The organism is Arthrobacter sp. TmtSoilC48 (assembly GCF_059739425.1).
The window spans coordinates 2,644,609-2,663,835 of record NZ_AP046049.1; the positions used below are offsets into that span (position 1 = coordinate 2,644,609).

The window sequence follows — 19,227 nt, forward strand, 5'->3', positions numbered from 1 at the left end:
GCTCCTCGAGCGTTTGAAGAAGGTCTGGGTCTCGAAAACGGTTCCGGGTCAGGCGACGGTTGAGTAAGCCACGACACCCCGGCGGACCAGGTCGATGGATTCACGGCAGATCCGCGCCAAGCGGGGATCCAGTTGTGGAATTTTGGCGAGTTGGTCCAGAAGGTCAACCACTTGCTTTGCCCAACGGACGAAGTCGCCCGCAGCAAGGTCAGTGCCGCTGAGCACGTCCTGAAGATGGCGGCCTTTGGCCCATTTATACATGGGCCACATGAGGCCCAGCTCCGGTTCGCCGGTCAGCGGAAGCCTGTTCTGTTCCTCAATGTCCTCAAGTTGCGACCATTCCCGAACGACGATGTCGACCGCCGTTTCCAGTGCAACCGAGGGCATCCTCGGGCGAAGGCCCCGGTCTTCGCGCTTTGCCTGGTACACCAGGGTGCTGGCCAAGGAGGCCAGTTCGGCAGCATCGAGATCGTTGATGGCTCCACGCCTGATGGACTGTGAAATAAGCAGGTCCTTCTCACCGTAGATGCGGCGCAGCCGCTGCCCATCCGTGCTGATGGTGACCTTCCCGGCGTCGTCGGTTTCGAGGTAGCCATAGGCGGAGAGGACGTCGCATACGCGATCGAACGTCTTGGCAATCGTGTTGGTCCTGCTTTGGATCTGGCGGACCAGGCCGTCGGTCTCCTTGCGAAGTTTCCACCAACGCTCCCCCCAGCGGGCGTGGTCCTCGCGCTCACTGCAGCCATGGCAGGGATGCGCCCTGAGCGCCCTGCGTAGTTCAGTGATCTTCTGCTCCTGGTCCTGGGCACGCGAGCCCAGACCGAAGTCCTCGTGCCTGCTGTTCCGCCTGGCGCGCGGTGCTTCATCGCTGATCGCGTTCCGCATGGAGGCTGCAAGATCACGGCGCGACTTGGGCACCTTGGCGTTGAACGATTTGGGAATCCGAATGCGGGTCACCGGGGAAATGGGGCCGTCGAGGTCATGGACGCCGATACGACGCAGCTGGTTGTCCGAGGTGAGGACAGACGGCCGCGGTTCGCGGGCATTGGGATCGACATCAAGCACGACGGCGTGTCCGGCCAACCTGCCACTGGAGACAGTAATGACGTCCCCGGGTATGAGCCGGGTCAAGGAATCAGCCACTCTGGACTTCCGGGCGCGTTGGTGGTCGCGCGCCGCGAACTGCTCAGCGTCGCTGAGTTCGCGGCGGAGCCGGGCATACTCCGTGAAGTCGCCGAGGTGGCATTCCATGGACTTGGCGTAGCCGGCCAATGATTCTTCGCGTCCACGGACTTGCCTGGCGAGGCCCACCACGGAACGGTCCGCTTGGAACTGCGCGAAGGACGACTCAAGGATCTCGCGCGCCCGCACCCGGCCGAATTGGGCAATCAGGTTGATGCTCATGTTGTAGGTGGGCGTGAAGCTGGAGTTCAGCGGATACGTGCGGCGTGACGCCAAGCCAGCCACTGCCGCGGGGTCTGTTCCGGGTTGCCACAGGACCACGGCGTGGCCCTCGACGTCGATGCCGCGGCGTCCGGCCCGACCGGTCAGCTGCGTGTACTCCCCCGCCGTGATGTTGACGTGGGCTTCCCCATTGAATTTTTCGAGCTTTTCCAGCACCACGCAGCGCGCAGGCATGTTGACTCCGAGTGCCAAGGTTTCAGTAGCGAACACCGCCTTGACCAGGCCATCTGCAAACAGTTTCTCCACTACCTCCTTGAAGGTAGGCAGCATGCCCGCGTGATGAGCCGCAAAGCCCCGGATGAGGCCGTCGCGCCAGCCCCAGAAACCCAGGACATCAAGGTCGTCTGCAGGAATTTCGTGGCTTGCTTCGTCCACGCGCTGGGCGATGATCTGCTGTTCGCGCTCAGTGGTGAGCCACAGGCCGGACGCCGCGCACTGGGCCACCGCAGCATCACAACCTGCCCGGGAGAAGATGAACGTGATGGCAGGCAACAGGCCCTGGCGGTTAAGGCTCTCAATGACCTGCGGACGGCTTGCTTTCCGAACCGGGCTGCGCTGTTCAGGGCTCTGCCGCTCATCCCGGTAGCGGTCCTGCCGACGGCGGCTCCGGCCACCATGGCCGAAGCGGCCGTTGAAGTTCATCCGGCTCTCGGATCTGGCCATTGCCAGCAGATCCGGGTTCACTTCGAATTCAGGGCCGGTAACTGCCTGCCTGGCCGTGGAGGTCACAAGACTCTTGGCTGCGAACTTTCGGCTTTCTGCCGGAAGGACAGCCTCGTCAACGGCATCCTCAACATCGCTGAGATCCGGTACCTCGGTGTCCGGTATCTGTGGGGCGATTTCATCGAAAGTGGTATCGCCGGCAAAGAGGTCAACGATCTCCCTGCCCACCATGACGTGCTGCCACAGTGGCACGGGCCGGTGCTCGGACACGATGACGTCAGTATCGCCCCGAACGGTATCCAGCCACGCACCAAACTCTTCAGCATTGGACACAGTGGCGCTCAGCGAAGCAACCTGCACTTCACTGGGCAAGTGAATAATGACTTCCTCCCATACGGCTCCGCGGAAGCGGTCTGCGAGGTAGTGGACCTCGTCCATGACGACGAAGCCGAGGTCGCCGAGTGTCTCCGAGTCGGCATAGAGCATATTGCGGAGGACTTCGGTGGTCATCACCACAACGGGCGCCTCACCGTTGATGGTTGTATCGCCCGTCAGCAGGCCAACGTTGGCAGAGCCATACTTGGCGGCGAGCTCGGAGAACTTCTGGTTGCTCAGCGCCTTGATGGGTGTTGTGTAGAACGCTTTGAGGCCACGTTCCAGAGCCAGGTAGATGGCAAATTCGCCAACGATCGTCTTGCCGGCACCGGTAGGCGCCGCGACGAGGACGCCTCTGCCCTCCTGCAATGAGCGGCACGCCTCACGTTGGAAGTCGTCCAATTCGAAGTCCAGGGAACGGGCAAAGGCACCAAGATATGTCTTGGCCTCAGCTGCCCGGTGAGCGGCCGCCTGGTAGCGGTCTGATGGTGATTGGGACCCGGAAATGGAGGACATGCACCAAGCCTAATGGCCTGAGGTCTAGAGATTCTCCAGATCCGAGGCCGGGGTGGCAATATCTGCCGTGGCTTCGGTCTCAGCAGCACGCTTGATGGCACGACGTTCCCGCCGGCGGTCATTCCAGAGACACACACCGATGGCAGCAAAGAACAGAAGGAGCATGGGCGCCGCCAAGTAGAACATGCTCATGGCGTCGGCACCCGGGGCAGCCATGGCCGCAAACAGGCAGACCAGGAAGATGGTGATCCGCCAGCTTTTGACCAGTTGCTTGCCCTTGATGATTCCGGCCAGGTTCAGCCCAACCAGCACCACCGGCACCAGGAAGGCGATTCCAAAAGCCAGAAGAAGCCTGAGGACAAACGCAAGGTAGATTTCGGCACTAATGAAGTTTGAAGCGCCGGTCGGTGTGAAGTCCGTTAGGACACGCACGGCGTTGGGCAACACAAGCCATGCCAGCAGGACGCCGCCGATAAACAGCGGAACGGCAGCTGCTACAAACGACAGAGCCAACCTGCGCTCTTTCTTGTGCAGGCCCGGGACTATGAATGCCCACAGCTGGTAGATCCAGACAGGACTGGAAAGGATCAAGCCAAGGAATACGGAAACCTGGACCATGAGGTCGAATGAGCTGGCTACGCCATCAAAGTTCAGGGTGGCAGCGCGGCCCTCTTTTTCATTGAGGTCTTTGATCGGCTTGATCAGGGCTTCCAAGAGGGGTTGGTAGACGATGAAGCCCAGCACCGTCCCAAGAATAACGCCGATGGCAGCCTTGAAGAGCCGGTTCTTGAGCTCCTTAAGATGGTCAAGGAGCGCCATCCGGGCTTCGGGGTTGGCCTTGCGCCCCTTCGTCTCTACCACTTCTTCTTAGACGCGGTTGGAGGGCGGAACGTCGGTCTCGCCGTTGTTCTTGGCCTTTACGTCCGGGTGGTCTACAACCCTGCCTTCGACGGCGTCAGAGGGTTCCTGCGTTTCCTTCTTTTCGGAGGAACCGTCCTTTTTCATTTCCCGGACTTCAGACTTGAAGATACGCATCGACTGTCCAATGCTGCGCGCCATGGACGGCAGCTTCGGTGCGGCGAAAAGCACCAGAGCCAAAACGATGATGATGATGAGATGCCAGCCTTCGAGCCTCATGTGGGGAGGTCCTTTCCTTTTGGATACATCCTACGTCTATCTGAATTCAATGTCGTGCAGGGATTGGGGCTGACCCCGCTCTGCTTTGCGCTGAACGCGCTTCTGGCGACGAACTTCCTGGCGGAAGGCTTTGGCCGTCAGGTAATCATGACGCATCTGCTCCGGCGAGGCAAAAATTGCAGATCCCGGCTCCGGGTGGTGTTCCGGAGCCTCAACATCGGAGGTTTCTGCGGCAGGAGAAAGATGGCTGAAACGTTTGCCGGCGTCCCCTAATTCATGAACAGTGGCCATGAATTTCCTGAACAGCCGATAACCCAGGGTCACATGGAGGAGCAACGACAGGGCTATGAGCGCGATCCACAGCAGGATCCAAAACCACCAAGGCATCTGAGTAGTCTAGCCAGCCACGATGTCCGAAGAGGAAACGGCACCGTATTGGTCAAGCGCCGCCGTGAGCCAAGCCTGGACTTCCTGGCGCAACTGCGCAGGGTCCAGCACCCGCACTGTCCCTCCATGTTGGGACACAAACATCGGTAACCACTCCACATTTCCAAAGCGCACCTCGGCAAGCAGCCCGCCGTCGGGCAACTCAGCCGTGCGTTCGGCGTAGTAGTCATCAGCCAGGCCAGCGCCCTGCCTGGTCAATTCAAGCACCACCAGGACGTCGTCGTCACTGGGCGTGAAGAGCCTTGCCGGAAAGTCTGCATCAGCAGTTGCTGTTCCGGAGACGGGACGGCCATTGGGTTCCAGGGATTGCACGCGGTCCAGCCGGAAATTCCGCAGTCCCGACTTGCTATGGCAGTAGGCCTCGAAGTACCAGGTGTTGTCCAGGGAGTACAGCCGCAGGGGATCCACGTCGCGCTCGGTTACTTCGTCCCGCTGCGGGGAAAGGTAGCTAAGGCGCAGTTGCTGGCCGTCCCTGATGGCGTGGGTAATGGTTGCGAACGCCCCCGATTGCTCGGGTGCCACCGACTGGCCCGCAACTGCCCCGGCCAGGCGTCCGGCCTGTCCTGCAGCGCCCGTCAACTTGATGGTCACAGACTCCAGGGCGCTGCCCGGTTCGTCCTCGGCCAAACCTGCCAGTGCAGGTAGATCGCCAAGCATCGACAATCCAGTCAGCAGCGCGGCGGCTTCGTCCTCGCTGAAGCGCACAGGACGGTTCAGGTCCAGGTGCTCCGTGATGTACACATGGTCGTTTTCCCATTGGATGTCCAGGAGGTCGTCCGGGTAGCCCCCGGGCAGCCCGGAACAGATCAGTATCTTGAGGTCGTCAATGAGGGCTTTGCGGCTGATGCCAAAGCGGTCCGCTACCTCCTGCACGTGCAGGCCCTGATGGTGGACGAGGAACGGCACCAACTGCAGCATGCGCGTGAGCTGGTCTTCGGATGTGCGTTTCCTCGATCGCTCCGCGCGCGCAGCCTCGGGAAATTCCACGGGGATGGCTGGAGACGCATTGAAGTCCGCAGCGCTTTTGAGCCGGCGTACGACGGCGGCACGCAGCTCGGCCGGTTCAAGCACTTTGACGTGGGGACCATACGAGGCCAGTTCCTCGGCGAACTGCCCGGGGTCCCGGAAGTCCACGACCAGCCTGTCCCGGCCGCCTGTTCCCTTCCCAGCCCGTTCTTCCTCGGAGCCGGTGGAAACAGCACGTTTGCGCAGGGCGAGGAGGCGTCCCTCATCTACGTCCAGGACAGCCTGCTGCAAGGGAAGTTCGTTGAGGGAATCCAGCTCCGCCCGGGCGTTGAAACCGGCTGGCGGCTCGAAGGAACTGCCCGGTATGACGGAGACGGCGGTGGTCATGCGTGACAACCTGAAAATCCTCTTGGCGGCCCTCCCCCGGTCGAATCCCACGAGGTACCACTGCCCGAACCGGCTCCCCAGGCCCCACGGCTCCACCTCGCGTACTTCCTCACGGCCGGTGCTTCCGGCGAGGTAGCCGAAGCGGACCGCATGGCGGCCGTGCATGGCTCCAACGACGTCGTCGAATGCTTGTCCGGCTGGCTTGATCCGCGGCTGGACGCCGGCAGGCAGGTCGACGTCGGTGAACCCACCTGCCGCCTGCAGCTTACGGACGGCATTGACTGCGGCGTTGCCGAGGGCAGCACGTTCCCACAACTGGGCGGCAAGGAGGAGGACAGTGGATTCAGCCGGAGTCAGGCTGACATCAGGGAGCCTGTTGGAGTCCTTGCCGATGCGGTAGCGGGTTGATGCGGGGTCCTCGGACCCGAAATTGCGGGGGTCCGTGAGGGTCTCGATCTCAAAGCCGAACTGTTTCAGATCCACTTTGTCGCGCTCGAACATCCGTCCGAATGCGACGTCGTTTTCGGCGGTGTCGTGATAGACCTTCTCCCGCAGGACGGAGCGCGGAAGGCCCACCCTGGTATTGAGCAAGGCAAGCAGGAGGTTCAGGAGTCGTTCAGTGCGGGATGCGGACACGGTTGCTACGTTACTAAAGTCCTGGGCGAAAGCAGCAAGGCGCGTCACCGGCCCGGCAAAGCCGGGTGGCAACGCGCCTTGGCAGGAAGCTTGCGCGCTAGCGGACAGCTACGAGGTCAACGACGAAGATCAAGGCCTCGTTGGGCTTGATTGCTCCGCCGGCGCCACGGGATCCGTACGCCAGTTCTGAAGGGATCTCAAGGCGGCGACGGCCGCCAACCTTCATACCCAGCAGGCCCTGGTCCCAGCCCTGGATGACCTGGCCCACACCAACACGGAAGTCCAGCGGAGCGCCACGGCCCCAGGAAGCGTCGAACTCTTCGCCCGTGGACCAGGCGACGCCAACGTAGTGGGTGGAAACGGTGTCGCCGGCTTTGGCCTCGGCGCCGGAACCCTCAATGAGGTCCGTGATGACGAGCTCGGTGGGAACGTCGCCTTCCGGGAAGTCGATTTCGGGCTTGGTGCGGTCGAAGTCACGCTGACCAAATGACATGGTTGCTCCTTGGTGTGAGGGACGAATGGTGTCAGGAACCAGCTTAGCCAGTCCCGGATCAGGTGGCTGCCTACTTGACGCCGAGGATGTCAACGACGAAGACGAGATCGCCCTTGGCTTCACCCTGTCCAGCAGCGCCATAAGCAAGGTCCTGCGGGATGACCAGAAGGACGCGGGAGCCGACGGTCTTGCCTTCCAGGCCCTGGGTCCAGCCCTTGATGACGCCGGAAAGCGCGAAGCTTGCTGTCTGTCCCCGGTCAAAGCTCGAATCGAACTTCTGGCCGCCCACAAGATTGACGCCAACGTAATTCACCGTGAGGGTGTCAGTAGCCTTAACAGCAGCGCCGGAGCCCTTGATGAGGTCCTGTGCGATGAGTTCCTTCGGAGCGGCTGCGCCTTCAACGGAGATCTGCGGGATGCCCTTGTCGTCTTCCTTCACGGTGGGGAGCCCAGCCGGAGGAGTGACTGTCTCGCCTTCCGGCTTTGACAGGACCGGAGCGGCTTCCTTGGCGGAAAGCAGCTTGAAAACCACCAACTGCGTAGAGCCGGCGGCAGCGCCCGTGGCTGCCGAACCCGGCGCGGCGAACGCGATGTGGGAACCGATCTTGGCGCCAACAATGGCGTTGTAGATCAGCTCGTTGCCCTTCTTGAGCTCGTCATTCAGCTCAATGGGCTGGGGGCCGTTCTTGTAGACGTCTTCAACGGTCTTGCCGTCATTGCCATCCACGGCGATGTATGCGAGCTCGGCAACCTGGCCGGCCTTGATACGGTCCCCGTTGCCTTCGCTGACTACCTTGATAGTAGGTTCAGCGACGGTGAGAGGCTTGGTGAAGTCCAGGCCAGGGGCCTTGTCATCTCCGTTGTCGGTCACCTTGACGGAATCGAGTTTGGAGACATCGCCCGATGACTGGCTGGTGGGCTCGGCGGCTGGCGTGCCCCCGCCCCCACACGCAGTGATGAGCAGCAGGGCAGGAAGAAGAATTGCTAGGAGTCGGCGCACAAAAAAGACACTTTCGTCGGGGCAAAGGACACTCGGAAAGGCGCATGGCAGATCCAAGGCAATGGCCTCTTGGAAAGAGGCCACAGTCCAGAATAGCCCGTGAAGCTGGGAGTACGCTCAGAAAGGCTGTTAGCCCATGGAGTCCAAGAGCGCATCAACGCGGTCGTCCACGCTGCGGAAGGGGTCCTTGCAGAGGATTGTCTGGTGTGCGCGGTCGTTGAGCTTCAAGTGCACCCAGTCCACCGTGTAGTCGCGTCCGAGCTCCTGCGCCCTCCGGACGAAGTCTCCCCGCAGCTTGGCCCTGGTTGTCTGTGGAGGAGTGTCAACAGCGTCCTTCACTTCGGTTTCGGGAACCAAACGCCGCGCGGCATCCCGTGATTGCAGCAGGAAGAAGAGGCCGCGCTGGCGTGAAATGTCGTGGTAAGTGAGATCCAGTTGAGCAATGCGTGGCGAGTCCAGGCTGAGGTCGTGCCGGCGCATGTAACCGTCCATCAGCTTCTTCTTGATGGCCCAGTCCACTTCGGTGTCAATAGTGCTGGTATCGCCACTTTCGATGGCGTCCAGGGTCCGCTCCCACAAGTCGAGAATAAGCGGCACGTGGGCATTATGTGCGCCGTTCGCGGCCACGAACTCTGTGACCTTTGCAAGGTACTCGCGCTGGATATCGAGCGCCGAGAGCTGCCTGCCGTTTGCCAGGCGGACCAAAGCGCTGCCCGTGAGGTCATGCGAAATTTCCCGGATGCTCCGGATGGGGTTCTCCATTCGCATGTCCCGCATGATCACCCCTGCCTCGATCATGCGCAGGATCAGGTCAACCGTGCCCACTTTGAGGAGTGCGGAGGTTTCGGACATGTTGGAATCACCCACGATCACATGGAGCCGACGATAGAACTCGGCATCGGCATGCGGCTCGTCACGGGTGTTGATAATGGGGCGTGACCTGGTGGTGGCAGAAGACACACCTTCCCAGATGTGGTCTGCCCGCTGTGAGAAGGCGAAAGTTGCACCATGGGGTGTCTTCAGGACTTTGCCCGCTCCCGCGATGAGTTGACGGGTCACCAGGAACGGGATGAGGATCTCGGCCAACCTTGAGAACTCTCCCCGACGCGGTATGAGGTAATTTTCGTGGCTTCCGTAGGAGTTTCCGGCGGAGTCGGTGTTGTTCTTGAAGAGGTACACCGTGCCATTGAAACCCTCCGCGGCGAGCCGGGCCTGGGCCTCATCAACGAGGTCGTCCAGGATGAGCTCTCCGGCGCGGTCGTGCGCGATGAGTTGCGCGAGGTCGTCGCATTCCGCGGTGGCGTATTCCGGGTGCGAACCAACGTCCAGGTACAGGCGTGAACCGTTGGTCAGGAAGACGTTGGAAGACCTGCCCCAGCTCACCACCTTGCGGAACAAATAGCGGGCCACTTCTTCGGGGGCCAAAGGACGTGAGTCGGGGCTGGAATAGGAAATCCCAAACTCCGTCTCGATGCCGAATATGCGTTTGTCCATCTCAAGCCTCCTCTGTGAGCAGCTGTGTCATGTCCTCGGGGAGCAGACGCCGGAAAGCCCGGCGGGAACCCCGGTGACTCTCCGAAGCGCGGTCCAGAACGGCAGCTTCGACGGCGGTCGCCGGGAGGGCGTCGGCTTCCTTGTCCGTCGCCAAAGCGCGCAAAGCCAATCTCATGGCTCCGGCAAAACCAAGCTCGGGCTCCCAAGCCCCGCTTACGACGTCGGAAATCTGGTCGGCAAGTCCACCCATCACCACGAAGCCGTTCTCGTCGGCAATCGAGCCATCAAAGGTGAGCCGGTACAGGTGGTCCTGCTCCTGCGCCAGGCCGACTTCAGCCACGGCCAGTTCCACTTCGAACGGCTTTTGTTCGGCGGTGAACACAGCGCCGAGGCTCTGCGCGTAGACGCTTGCCAATCCCCGGGCGGTCACGTCTTCGCGGTCGTACGAGTAGCCACGGACATCCGCGTACCGCACCCCGGCCTGCCTGAGGCTTTCGAACTCGTTGTACTTGCCCACTGCTGCGAAAGCGATTTTGTCGTAAATCTCGCCGATTTTGTGCAGCGACGGTGACGGGTTCTCAGCGATCAGTGCGATGCCATCAGCACAACTGATCACCACTACGGAGCGTCCGCGGGCAATGCCCTTCCGTGCGAAATCCGCACGGTCCTTCATCAGCTGTTCGGGTGAGACATAGAACTGCTGCGTCATGTCAGGCCTCCCGTCCGGCGATGGCACGGGATTCGACGATGGCACCGGCTATCGCCGCCAGGTCCCGTTCAGGTACCCGGCGATTACCGGCACGGTTGACCGTGTAAACCACTGGCCACAGCTGGCGGACGGGGTCCGGGCCTCCCGTTGCGGAGTCGTCGTCCGCGGCGTCGTAGAGCGCCTCAACCGCGACGGCCACAGCCTGTTCTTCCGAAAGGTTCGGCTTCCAAAGTTTCTTCAGGGCTCCACGTGCAAAAACTGAACCGGAACCCACGGAGTGGTGTTCCTGTTCTTCATAGCGCCCACCGGTGACGTCGTAGGAGAAAAGCCGTCCGGTGCCCGATACGTGGTCGAAACCGGCAAACAAGGGAATCACCGCCATTCCCTGCATTGCCATGGGCAAGTTGCCGCGGATCATCGCACCCAAACGGTTCGCCTTGCCCACGAGGCTAAGAAGCGTGCCCTCAATTTTCTCGTAGTGTTCCAGTTCCACCTGGAAGAGCCGCGTGATATCGATTGCCAGGCCCGCCGTACCGGCAATACCCAGGACCGAATACTGGTCCGCGGGAAAGACCTTCTCAATGTGCCGGCTGGCGATCACGTTTCCCATGGTTGCCCGCCGGTCCCCCGCCATCAGCACGCCGCCGGCATACGTCAAGGCGACGATGGTGGTCGCGTGCGGCGAGGACGGAACGGTACCGGCCGGCAACGTTTGGTTGAACGGAAGGAGTTCGGGACGCGAGCGTTGAAGGTGCTCCGTGAATGAAGACGTTGCCTGGGTGGCCAGGGGGCCGGTTGATGGGTCCTGCATTGCTGCACTCCTTCGACTCTGCATTCCGATGCCCGGTGGCCTCGCGCCAGCCGGGCAGTACATGGTTTGTCCGGGTCCGCTTACTGGCCGCCCTTTTGGACGAAGGCCCTGACGAACTCTTCAGCGTTGGATTCCAGGACGCCATCGATTTCGTCAAGGAGGTCGTCCACGCCCTGGGTGGCATCCGAGGCCTGGGCTTCGGGTGCTGCCGGTGGTGCCTCCGGGACGTCTACTTCAGTCTCAGTATCCCGTGACTGCGGTTGCTGCTGCTCCTGAGCTGCCATTTCCATCTCCCTACTGTCAGCCCCCGGTTGTGGGGACTTCCTACTGCCATATTGCCACGCCGTGGGCTGCTGCGCCCGGCTTTGCCAAGGCACCATTTTTGCCCGTGGCTGAATGCCTCAGTCCTTGGGCGGCGGCGGTTTTTGGCCCAGCAATTCGGCCAGGAACGAGCCCGCCTCCTGATGCCGGTCAAAGAGGGCTCCTGTGAGCGCCCGGGTCCCCCGAAGTGGTTCGCGGGTGGGAACACGCTGCAGTTTCCCAAGTCCCGGAACATCGAAGATGACCGAGTCCCAACTGGCGCCAACGACGTCCTTGCCGAAGCTTGAAACGCACCGTCCGCGGAAATACGCCCGTGTGTCCGACGGCGGTTCACCCACCGCCCTGGCGATGTCGGCGTCGTCGACGATCCGGATCATCCTGTCCCTGGACAGCATCCGGTAGTAAAGGCCCTTCTCCGGCCGGATATCGGACCATTGGAGATCGACCAACCCTAGCCGGGCATCGTCCCAACCAAGGCCGTCGCGGTTCCGATACCCCTCAAGCAGGGACTTCTTGGCTATCCATTCCACGGATGACGCCGCAGCAGCGGGATCGCTGCCCAGCAGTGACAGGGTCGATTCCCAGCGTTCAAGTACGCCATGCGTGTGCCCGTCGCCAGTGACGGAATCGGCAACTCCGGTCTCCTGCGCCAGCTTTGCGGCAGCTTCGTAATACATCCACTGGATATCCAGGGCGGTCACCCGCCGTCCATCCAGCAGTCTTACGGTAGTGGCCAAAGTTGTGTCATGACTGATGGCCTGCAGTGCCTGAACGGGTTCATGGACTTCGATGCGGGGCGCCTGGCCGGCTTCAATGAGGCTGAGAACCATGGCCGTGGTGCCGAACTTCAGATAGTTGGAAACCTGGCTGAGGTTCGCATCGCCGATAATGACGTGAAGCCGCCGGTACTTATCCGCGGTCGCGTGAGGCTCGTCCCGGGTGTTGATGATGGGGCGTCGGATAGTGGTCTCCAGGCCCACCTCAGCCTCGAAGAAGTCTGCCCGTTGGCTGATCTGGTAGCCGGCCGTGGAACTTTCCTGTCCGATCCCCACACGCCCGGCCCCACAAATCACCTGCCGGGACACGAAGAATGGTGTGAGTCCTCGGATGATGTCGCCAAAAGGAACTGAACGGGGCATGAGGTAGTTCTCGTGCGAGCCGTAGGACACCGATTTGTTGTCCGTGTTGTTCTTGTAGAGGTTGATCGGCGGAAGGCTGGTGTCTGCCGCTACTTTCCTCACCGTGGCAAGTGCTACGAGATCGCCGGCAGCGTCCCAGGCCACCGCATCCCGCGGGTTGGTGACTTCAGGGCTTGAGTACTCCGGGTGTGCATGGTCCACGTAAAGGCGGGCGCCGTTCCCGAGGACCATGTTCATGAGGAGCGAACCGGATTCGTCCTGGCCATCCAGTTCCAATTCCTGGCGGCCATACGCCAACGCGACTGCCTCGGCGTCGAGCACTGGCGGCTGGTCAGTCAGCTGGCTGGGATCGGCACTTGCCCGGTCAACCGTCCAGCCGCGGGCATCGTGCAAGGGTTCTTCGTCCGTATAGTCCCACCGCGTTTCCGCTCCCCCGGCGGCACGTTGGCGGGTGACCGTCGCATAGGCCTGGATGATCCGGGCGGACATCATGGTGGCGTTCGCCCCCGGCGCCGATGGCGCATGGATTCCGTACTCGGTTTCGGAACCCATGACGCGCATGGCGCCGCCTACAGGCAACCTTTCCGCGGGCACACCCTCGGTTTTGGCCGTCACAGGTACTGACCCGTGTTGGCTGTAGTCTCGATCGACTTGCCGGGTTCCTGGCCTGCCTTGCCTTGCACGATCGTACGGATGTACGTGATCCGTTCGCCCTTCTTCCCTGAGATTCTTGCCCAGTCGTCAGGGTTCGTGGTGTTCGGCATGTCCTCGTGTTCCCGGAATTCGTCCACCACTGCACGCAGCAGGTGATCGATCCTCAGACCCTTCTGATGGTTGGTCAGCAGATCCTTGATCGCGTACTTCTTAGCCCTGTCCACGACGTTCTGAACCACGGCGCCTGAGTTGAAATCCTTGAAGTAGAGCATTTCCGTATCACCGTTGGCGTACGTGACTTCAAGGTATTCGTTCGACTTCTCGGTGGAATACATTGCCTCCACGGTGCGCTGGATCATGGCGTCGACAGTAGCTTGGACGTCTCCGCCATACTCCGCCAGATCCTGTGCATGGAAGGGAAGGTCAGTGGTGATGTACTTGCCAAAGATGTCTGCAGCAGCTTCGGCATCGGGTCGCTGGATCTTGACCTTTACGTCAAGGCGGCCCGGCCGGAGGATCGCGGGATCGATCATGTCCTCGCGGTTTGAGGCACCAATGACGATCACATTGTCCAAACGCTCCACGCCATCAATCTCGCTGAGCAGCTGCGGGACGATGGTGGTTTCGACGTCGGAAGACACGCCGGTTCCACGCGTACGGAACAGCGAATCCATTTCGTCGAAGAAAACCACCACGGGGCTGCCATCGGACGCTTTTTCGCGGGCACGGGAGAAGATCAGCCGGATGTGCCGTTCGGTCTCGCCAACGTACTTATCCAGGAGCTCAGGACCCTTGATGTTGAGGAAGTAGCTCTTGAGGTCCGTGTTGCCTGCGCGCTCAGCGGCACGGGCAGCCAGGGAATTGGCCACGGCCTTGGCGATGAGGGTCTTGCCGCAACCCGGCGGACCGTAGAGAAGGATTCCCTTGGGCGCCTTGAGCCCGTGTTCCCGGTACAGGTCCGGATGCAGGAACGGGAGTTCAACAGCATCGCGGATCTGTTCGATCTGGGGACCAAGGCCGCCGATGTCCTGGTAGGTGATGTCCGGGACTTCTTCCAGGACAAGGTTCTCCACCTCAGCGCGCGGGACTTTTTCCAGCGCATAGCCGGTGCGCGAATCCAGCGACAGCGCATCTCCTACCTTCAGGTGCACGCTTTGCAACGCTCCTGAAAGGCGGACTACGCGTTCCTCGTCGGCGCGGCCAACTACCAACGCACGGTCCTTGCCCAGCATCTCCTTGAGCGTAACGAGTTCACCCGCCCGTTCGTAGCCGAGCCCGGCAACCACCAGCAGGGCCTCATTCAAAAGGACTTCCTGGCCAACTGCGAGTTGGTTGACATTTACCAGCGGGCTGATGCCAACACGCATCTTGCGGCCGGCATTGAAAATGTCCACGGATTCCTCCGTTGCCGCCTGCCCGGAAGATCCCGGGCCCGGCTGCCTGCGGGGGTTGATCTGTACCACCGTTCCGAAGCTGTAAGGCGGCTGCCCTTCCTGCTCCAAGGCACCCTTCAAACGAAGGATCTCGCCCTTCGCCGTTTCTAGCATGCTGACGAGCTTGCTGTTGTTCTGGGTGGCGGCGGCAAGCTGGCGGTCGATGTGGCGAAGCTTGTCCCGAAGGATGTTGATCTGGCGTTCGGCCACGGTCAATTCACTGGATGGGTCGGCCGGCTGGATGGCGGCAAGCCTCCGGTTTGCTGCCTCTTCAGCAGCGGCGTTAGCTTCCTCCGGCGTCGGCCGTCCAATGTCGTTGTTGTTCGACGTATCCACGATTCATCAGCCCCTTCCTGCGCTTAACAAGACCTTAGTCCCGAAAAGCTCAGGGTGCTTGGTGACATCCGGAATGCGGACCCTATTGTGACCTTTTCAGTTTGTGACCGGGGGGTCGTCCTGGACATTGGTTCCGGCGATGGCGTCACGTGCGGCACGGCGGAGTTTCTTGTCCGAAACGGCACGCTCCCCTACCGCTCCCGGAGTCCATGCGTTCAGGTCTTCCTCGCTGAAGTCGGTCTTGGACGGGCGCCGCTTGACGGAGATTCCAGTGACGCCGTCGGCGAGCCGCCTGGTGACCAGGAGGAATCCCGTATGGGCCACCATGCGGTGGTCCGGGCGTACTGCGAGTCCTTCAAGGTGCCAGCCGCGCACCATGGATTCCCAGGCATCAGGTTCAGTGAAACGTCCGTCGGCCCTGATGGCCTCGGCGGTGCGGGAAAGCTGTGTCACCGTTGCGACGTAATTGATCCAGACGCCACCTGGGGCCAGGACCGTTGCCACGGCGTCAAGGCACTCCCAGGGAGCAAGCATGTCCAGCACTACGCGATCTACGGAGCCGGGCGCCTCGGCACGGACCACTTCTTCCTGGAAGTCACCAAGGGAGATCTGCCAAGCGGGGTGCGGGCCACCGAAAATCGTCTCGACGTTCCCCCGGGCGATATCGGCGAATTCTTCGCGGCGCTCAAAGGAATGGAGATAGCCGCCGTCACCGACTGCACGGAGCAGGGAAATGGAAAGCGCGCCGGAGCCCACGCCGGCTTCAACAACCCGGGCACCCGGGAAGATATCGGCCATCGTGACAATCTGGCCCGCGTCCTTCGGATAGACGACCGCAGCGCCACGAGGCATGGACAGGACGAAGTCCGAAAGCAAGGGACGCAGCGTTTGGTACTGCTGCCCGATATTGTTGCTGACTACCGAACCATCAACCTTGCCGATGATTTCATCGTGGTTCAGGAAACCGCGGTGGGTATGAAAAGCTCCCCCCACTTCAAGCGTGATGGTGTTCATCCGGCCACGCTCATCGGTGAGCTGCACCCGCTCGCCCACGCGGAACGGCCCACGGCGGCGGGCTGCCCCGGTTGGTTGCGTGGCCGAGTCAGTGGCTGGCTTGTTGATGCCTGTGTCCGCGCCCGTGACAGTGCCTGCGCTTGTCTCAGCCGCGGCGGTTTCGCTGCTCATGTGGTGTTCCTCGCTCCTGGGCGGTTGCGCCGCCATGTGTTGCTGCCGTATGGGCGCCGAAAAGGATGGTTTGTTTTGTTTGTTTTATGGACCGGCTCGTAACTCTACCGGCAAGGGCGTTAGGCGCGCCCGCTGCCCCGGGCTTCTTTACCTGTTATCGCTGTCACTACTGCCTGCTGGCGGAGCAGCCCGGTCACGGTTCCGTTGTGGTCCACCACAGCGTATTCGCCGCCTTCCAGCCGCGCCAGATACTGGATCAGCTCCTGGCCCTTGGACCATTCCGGGACGTAGGCGCCGGCAGCGAGGGCGTGCGCTACGGCGGTGACCGGCGTCGTCGCTACCGCCTCGGGAGGGACCGCGGCAGCTGCCCCCGGATCCACCACTCCCTGCGGTTTTCCGTCGGGTCCGCAAATCACGACGGCGGGACTCCCTGCCGGGGACACCGCCAGGACGTCTGCCACACTGGCCGCGTTCGGCAGGCCCACTGCCGGCTCCGCGAGCCCGGCCGCGCTCACGAGGTAAAGGCGGCTGCGGAGCTTTGCGTGGTTGATTGAGCTCGATGCGCCCATCCACAGGAAGCCACAGACGAGGACGGTGATAAGCATGAGGCTGATGTCCAGGGGTGCTCCGCTGAGGAGCGGCACCCCGATGAACCAAATGACAAGTGCGGCGACGATGACGCGGCCTGACCATCCTGCGGCTATGGTCCCCTTGTCCTGGCTGCCCGTGGCCTTCCATACCGCCGACTCCACCAACCGGCCGCCATCCAATGGCAAACCGGGAAGAACGTTGAAGATGCCAATAAGAAGGTTGGCCCACATCAGGATGTTTGCCAGGATTTCCGCGACGCCACCGAGGACGCCTGAACTTAGGACAGCCCACATGCCGCCGGCCAGGATAAAGTTCGACACCGGTCCGGCAAGGGCGACGATGACAGAGCGTCCAGGGGACGCGGTGAAGCTCTCGAACTGGGTGTGCCCGCCCCACAGGTTCAGGACAATCTTTTCCGTTGGCCAGTTGAACGCTTTGGCACTGAGCGCATGGGCAAGCTCGTGGACCAGGACGGAGAGCGCGAGCAGCAAGGCATAACCGAGGGCAACAAAGTAGGCCCAAATGCCCAGGTTGGGCATGCGAACCAGCAGGGCGGGCCCATAGACGATGATCGTGAAGCCGGCGATAACGAACCACGAGTAAGCGAGATACACGCGGATTCCCGCGATTTTCCCCAATGGAATGCCGTCCTTTTTGATGGCAGCATGATGGGGCGTGGAGGAGCTGCTCACCTAGTTTGCCCCTTCAAACAGGTTTCCCTGTGCGACGCGGTCGGCAATCAGCTGGCTGACGTCCTCTGCGGTCCGGCCCACCAGGGTCTCCCACATGACCATGCCCGGATACTCGGGCAACGGAACCTGGTGGGGAATGCCCACTGTCAGTACGCCCGATGCCAGGGCAGCCGTAGCGCCCGGAATGGAATCTTCCAACGCAACACAGTGATCGATGGTCAGCGACGGGTCATCGAGGCGGAGCCGTTCCACAGCCGTGAGGTAGGCCTCCGGATGGGGTTTGCCGTTGGTGACGGTGTCTCCCGTTACCAGGAATTCGAAGTAGGGCTTGGCAAGGCTTTCGACGATAACGCCGGCCAGTGGGCCCTCGGACATGGTGACCAGGGCGCAACGGACGCCTGCCTGGTGCAATTCGTCCAGCAGTTCGCGTGCTCCCGGGCGCCACGGAACTTCATTGCGGACGTGCATGATCACCTGTGCGCTGAGGGTATCCACGATTTCCCGGGCTTCAAGGCGGACTCCTGCGGCTTGCAGCACCGCGGCAGAGTGCAGCAGGGACTGACCCACCAACTGCATGGCCTGCCGGTGCGACCATGTCCCGCCGTGCGCCTCCACGAGTGCGCGCTCGGCGGCGATCCAGTAAGGCTCAGTGTCCACAAGGGTGCCATCCATATCCCAGAGCACGGCTTTGAGGAGGGGCTGAACGGATGACGAAGGCATGGTTTCAAGTCTACGTGGAACGCGGGGCGCTTCCGGCCGGGCTTGCGCTGTGGGCGAATACAGGACACGCTCCGGGGTGAAATGCCATGCATCCACAAGGGTCTTGGACGTAGGGTGAGTGGATGAACAGTGTGGACGGGACCCCCGAAGGACAGGACATCACCGCGGAGCCCGAGCGTTTCCTTAAGGAACCCGCGGAAGGCCAACGCGTCACCGTAATGATCGGCGCGTTTGAAGGCTGGAACGACGCCGGTGAGGCCGCCAGCGATGCGCTGCACTACTTGAACAAAGTCTGGGACGGCAAGAAGGTTGCCACGGTAGACGCCGAGGAGTACTACGACTTCCAGTTCACCCGGCCCACCGTGCGCCGCACGTCCTCGGGTGCGCGGAAGGTCAAGTGGCCCTCAACGCGGATCTACAAAGCGTCGGTTCCGGACAGCAATGTGGACGTGGTTTTTGTTCTTGGCACCGAACCTTCGTACCGTTGGCGGGCATACACCACAGAACTCCTGGTCCATGCGGAAGCACTGAAGGTGGACTCGGTCATTCTTGTCGGTGCGCTGCTGGCTGATGTTCCCCACAGCCGGCCAATTCCGGTAAGCACCACCACGGAAGACAGTTCGCTGCGGGAACGGCTGAATCTGGAAGCTTCCCAATATGAGGGACCCGTGGGAATTGTTGGCGTCCTGGCCGAGTTCGCCATGCTGGCGGGGCTGCCAACCGTTTCCCTGTGGGCAGCCGTCCCCCACTATGTCGCACAGCCGCCATCGCCCAAAGCCCAGCTGGCCATCCTTCACAAGATCGAAGACCTGCTCCAGGTTCCCTTGGACAGCCAGGCACTGGCAGAAGAGTCAGAGGCTTGGGAACGGGGCGTCGATGAGCTCGCCACTGAAGATCCTGAGATTGCCGCCTACGTGCGGCAGCTGGAGGAAGCCAAGGACACCGCGGACCTCCCGGAAGCATCGGGCGAATCTATTGCACGCGAATTCGAGCGCTACCTCAAGCGACGCGGAAAGGACCGGCCCTAACGCAGGACCGGCCCTAAAGCAGGACCAGCC

At 61.7% G+C, this 19,227-nt stretch carries 17 protein-coding genes; 1 reads left to right on the forward strand and 16 read right to left on the reverse strand.

The genetic code is table 11. The annotated features are described in order from the left end of the window. Positions 1 to 48: 48 nt before the first annotated feature. The 16 genes from AC6I97_RS12465 to AC6I97_RS12540 all read right to left on the reverse strand — a co-directional run bounded on the left by AC6I97_RS12465 (position 49) and on the right by AC6I97_RS12540 (position 18,169). Positions 49 to 3,018 carry a DEAD/DEAH box helicase gene (locus AC6I97_RS12465; RefSeq protein WP_497945012.1) on the reverse strand — a complete coding sequence of 990 codons (2,970 nt, stop codon included), beginning with the start codon at positions 3,016 to 3,018 and terminating at the stop codon, positions 49 to 51. A gap of 24 nt (positions 3,019 to 3,042) precedes the next feature. Then, positions 3,043 to 3,879, reverse strand: coding sequence for a twin-arginine translocase subunit TatC (gene tatC / locus AC6I97_RS12470; RefSeq protein WP_497945013.1), 837 nt, complete (start codon positions 3,877 to 3,879; stop codon positions 3,043 to 3,045). 6 nt (positions 3,880 to 3,885) lie between these two features. Next, complete coding sequence (tatA, locus tag AC6I97_RS12475) at positions 3,886 to 4,155, reverse strand: Sec-independent protein translocase subunit TatA (RefSeq protein ID WP_224090393.1); 270 nt, start codon at positions 4,153 to 4,155, stop codon at positions 3,886 to 3,888. Positions 4,156 to 4,191: 36 nt separating this feature from the next. Then, positions 4,192 to 4,542, reverse strand: coding sequence for a hypothetical protein (locus AC6I97_RS12480; RefSeq protein ID WP_497945014.1), 351 nt, complete (start codon positions 4,540 to 4,542; stop codon positions 4,192 to 4,194). Positions 4,543 to 4,551: 9 nt separating this feature from the next. Further along, a complete protein-coding gene (locus tag AC6I97_RS12485; protein ID WP_497945015.1) occupies positions 4,552 to 6,591 on the reverse strand; it encodes a helix-turn-helix transcriptional regulator in 2,040 nt (679 codons plus the stop codon). A 97-nt stretch (positions 6,592 to 6,688) separates the two neighbouring features. Then, positions 6,689 to 7,084 (reverse strand): FKBP-type peptidyl-prolyl cis-trans isomerase, encoded by a 396-nt coding sequence (locus AC6I97_RS12490; protein ID WP_216925697.1) that lies wholly within the window; start codon positions 7,082 to 7,084, stop codon positions 6,689 to 6,691. Positions 7,085 to 7,154: 70 nt separating this feature from the next. Then, positions 7,155 to 8,084, reverse strand: a complete 930-nt coding sequence (locus AC6I97_RS12495; RefSeq protein ID WP_497945016.1) for an FKBP-type peptidyl-prolyl cis-trans isomerase — start codon at positions 8,082 to 8,084, stop codon at positions 7,155 to 7,157. 129 nt (positions 8,085 to 8,213) lie between these two features. Further along, positions 8,214 to 9,578 carry a Pup--protein ligase gene (pafA, locus tag AC6I97_RS12500; protein ID WP_224164420.1) on the reverse strand — a complete coding sequence of 455 codons (1,365 nt, stop codon included), beginning with the start codon at positions 9,576 to 9,578 and terminating at the stop codon, positions 8,214 to 8,216. A 1-nt stretch (position 9,579) separates the two neighbouring features. Further along, positions 9,580 to 10,287: a proteasome subunit alpha gene (prcA, locus tag AC6I97_RS12505; RefSeq protein WP_224164419.1), complete on the reverse strand. Its 708-nt coding sequence runs from the start codon at positions 10,285 to 10,287 to the stop codon at positions 9,580 to 9,582. Between the two features lies 1 nt (position 10,288). Then, positions 10,289 to 11,098: a proteasome subunit beta gene (gene prcB / locus AC6I97_RS12510; RefSeq protein WP_224090384.1), complete on the reverse strand. Its 810-nt coding sequence runs from the start codon at positions 11,096 to 11,098 to the stop codon at positions 10,289 to 10,291. Between the two features lie 80 nt (positions 11,099 to 11,178). Then, the gene (locus AC6I97_RS12515; protein ID WP_216925702.1) at positions 11,179 to 11,382 is read right to left on the reverse strand and encodes a ubiquitin-like protein Pup; all 204 of its coding nucleotides are present in this window, start codon (positions 11,380 to 11,382) and stop codon (positions 11,179 to 11,181) included. A gap of 117 nt (positions 11,383 to 11,499) precedes the next feature. Further along, positions 11,500 to 13,119, reverse strand: coding sequence for a depupylase/deamidase Dop (dop, locus tag AC6I97_RS12520; RefSeq protein ID WP_497947081.1), 1,620 nt, complete (start codon positions 13,117 to 13,119; stop codon positions 11,500 to 11,502). Between the two features lie 50 nt (positions 13,120 to 13,169). Then, positions 13,170 to 14,981, reverse strand: coding sequence for a proteasome ATPase (gene arc / locus AC6I97_RS12525; protein WP_497945017.1), 1,812 nt, complete (start codon positions 14,979 to 14,981; stop codon positions 13,170 to 13,172). A 96-nt stretch (positions 14,982 to 15,077) separates the two neighbouring features. Further along, the gene (locus AC6I97_RS12530) at positions 15,078 to 16,166 is read right to left on the reverse strand and encodes a tRNA (adenine-N1)-methyltransferase (RefSeq protein ID WP_497945018.1); all 1,089 of its coding nucleotides are present in this window, start codon (positions 16,164 to 16,166) and stop codon (positions 15,078 to 15,080) included. 119 nt (positions 16,167 to 16,285) lie between these two features. Beyond that, positions 16,286 to 17,449 carry a site-2 protease family protein gene (locus tag AC6I97_RS12535; protein WP_224090382.1) on the reverse strand — a complete coding sequence of 388 codons (1,164 nt, stop codon included), beginning with the start codon at positions 17,447 to 17,449 and terminating at the stop codon, positions 16,286 to 16,288. Next, positions 17,450 to 18,169: an HAD family hydrolase gene (locus tag AC6I97_RS12540; RefSeq protein WP_497945019.1), complete on the reverse strand. Its 720-nt coding sequence runs from the start codon at positions 18,167 to 18,169 to the stop codon at positions 17,450 to 17,452. Between the two features lie 122 nt (positions 18,170 to 18,291). Here AC6I97_RS12540 and AC6I97_RS12545 point away from each other — a divergent pair, with 122 nt between their 5' ends. After that, positions 18,292 to 19,197: a PAC2 family protein gene (locus AC6I97_RS12545; RefSeq protein ID WP_497945020.1), complete on the forward strand. Its 906-nt coding sequence runs from the start codon at positions 18,292 to 18,294 to the stop codon at positions 19,195 to 19,197. Positions 19,198 to 19,227 lie beyond the last annotated feature (30 nt).

Excerpts from the sequence above, each read along its gene's own strand:
- AC6I97_RS12465 (WP_497945012.1), bottom strand. The coding sequence starts at position 3,018 with ATGTCCTCCATTTCCGGGTCCCAATCACCATCAGACCGCTACCAGGCG.
- AC6I97_RS12480 (WP_497945014.1), bottom strand. The coding sequence starts at position 4,542 with ATGCCTTGGTGGTTTTGGATCCTGCTGTGGATCGCGCTCATAGCCCTG.
- dop (WP_497947081.1), bottom strand. The coding sequence starts at position 13,119 with ATGCGCGTCATGGGTTCCGAAACCGAGTACGGAATCCATGCGCCATCG.
- AC6I97_RS12545 (WP_497945020.1), top strand. The coding sequence starts at position 18,292 with ATGAACAGTGTGGACGGGACCCCCGAAGGACAGGACATCACCGCGGAG.
- prcB (WP_224090384.1), bottom strand. The coding sequence starts at position 11,098 with ATGCAGGACCCATCAACCGGCCCCCTGGCCACCCAGGCAACGTCTTCA.
- AC6I97_RS12540 (WP_497945019.1), bottom strand. The coding sequence starts at position 18,169 with ATGCCTTCGTCATCCGTTCAGCCCCTCCTCAAAGCCGTGCTCTGGGAT.
- pafA (WP_224164420.1), bottom strand. The coding sequence starts at position 9,578 with ATGGACAAACGCATATTCGGCATCGAGACGGAGTTTGGGATTTCCTAT.
- AC6I97_RS12490 (WP_216925697.1), bottom strand. The coding sequence starts at position 7,084 with ATGTCATTTGGTCAGCGTGACTTCGACCGCACCAAGCCCGAAATCGAC.
- AC6I97_RS12515 (WP_216925702.1), bottom strand. The coding sequence starts at position 11,382 with ATGGCAGCTCAGGAGCAGCAGCAACCGCAGTCACGGGATACTGAGACT.
- tatA (WP_224090393.1), bottom strand. The coding sequence starts at position 4,155 with ATGAGGCTCGAAGGCTGGCATCTCATCATCATCATCGTTTTGGCTCTG.
- prcA (WP_224164419.1), bottom strand. The coding sequence starts at position 10,287 with ATGACGCAGCAGTTCTATGTCTCACCCGAACAGCTGATGAAGGACCGT.
- AC6I97_RS12530 (WP_497945018.1), bottom strand. The coding sequence starts at position 16,166 with ATGAGCAGCGAAACCGCCGCGGCTGAGACAAGCGCAGGCACTGTCACG.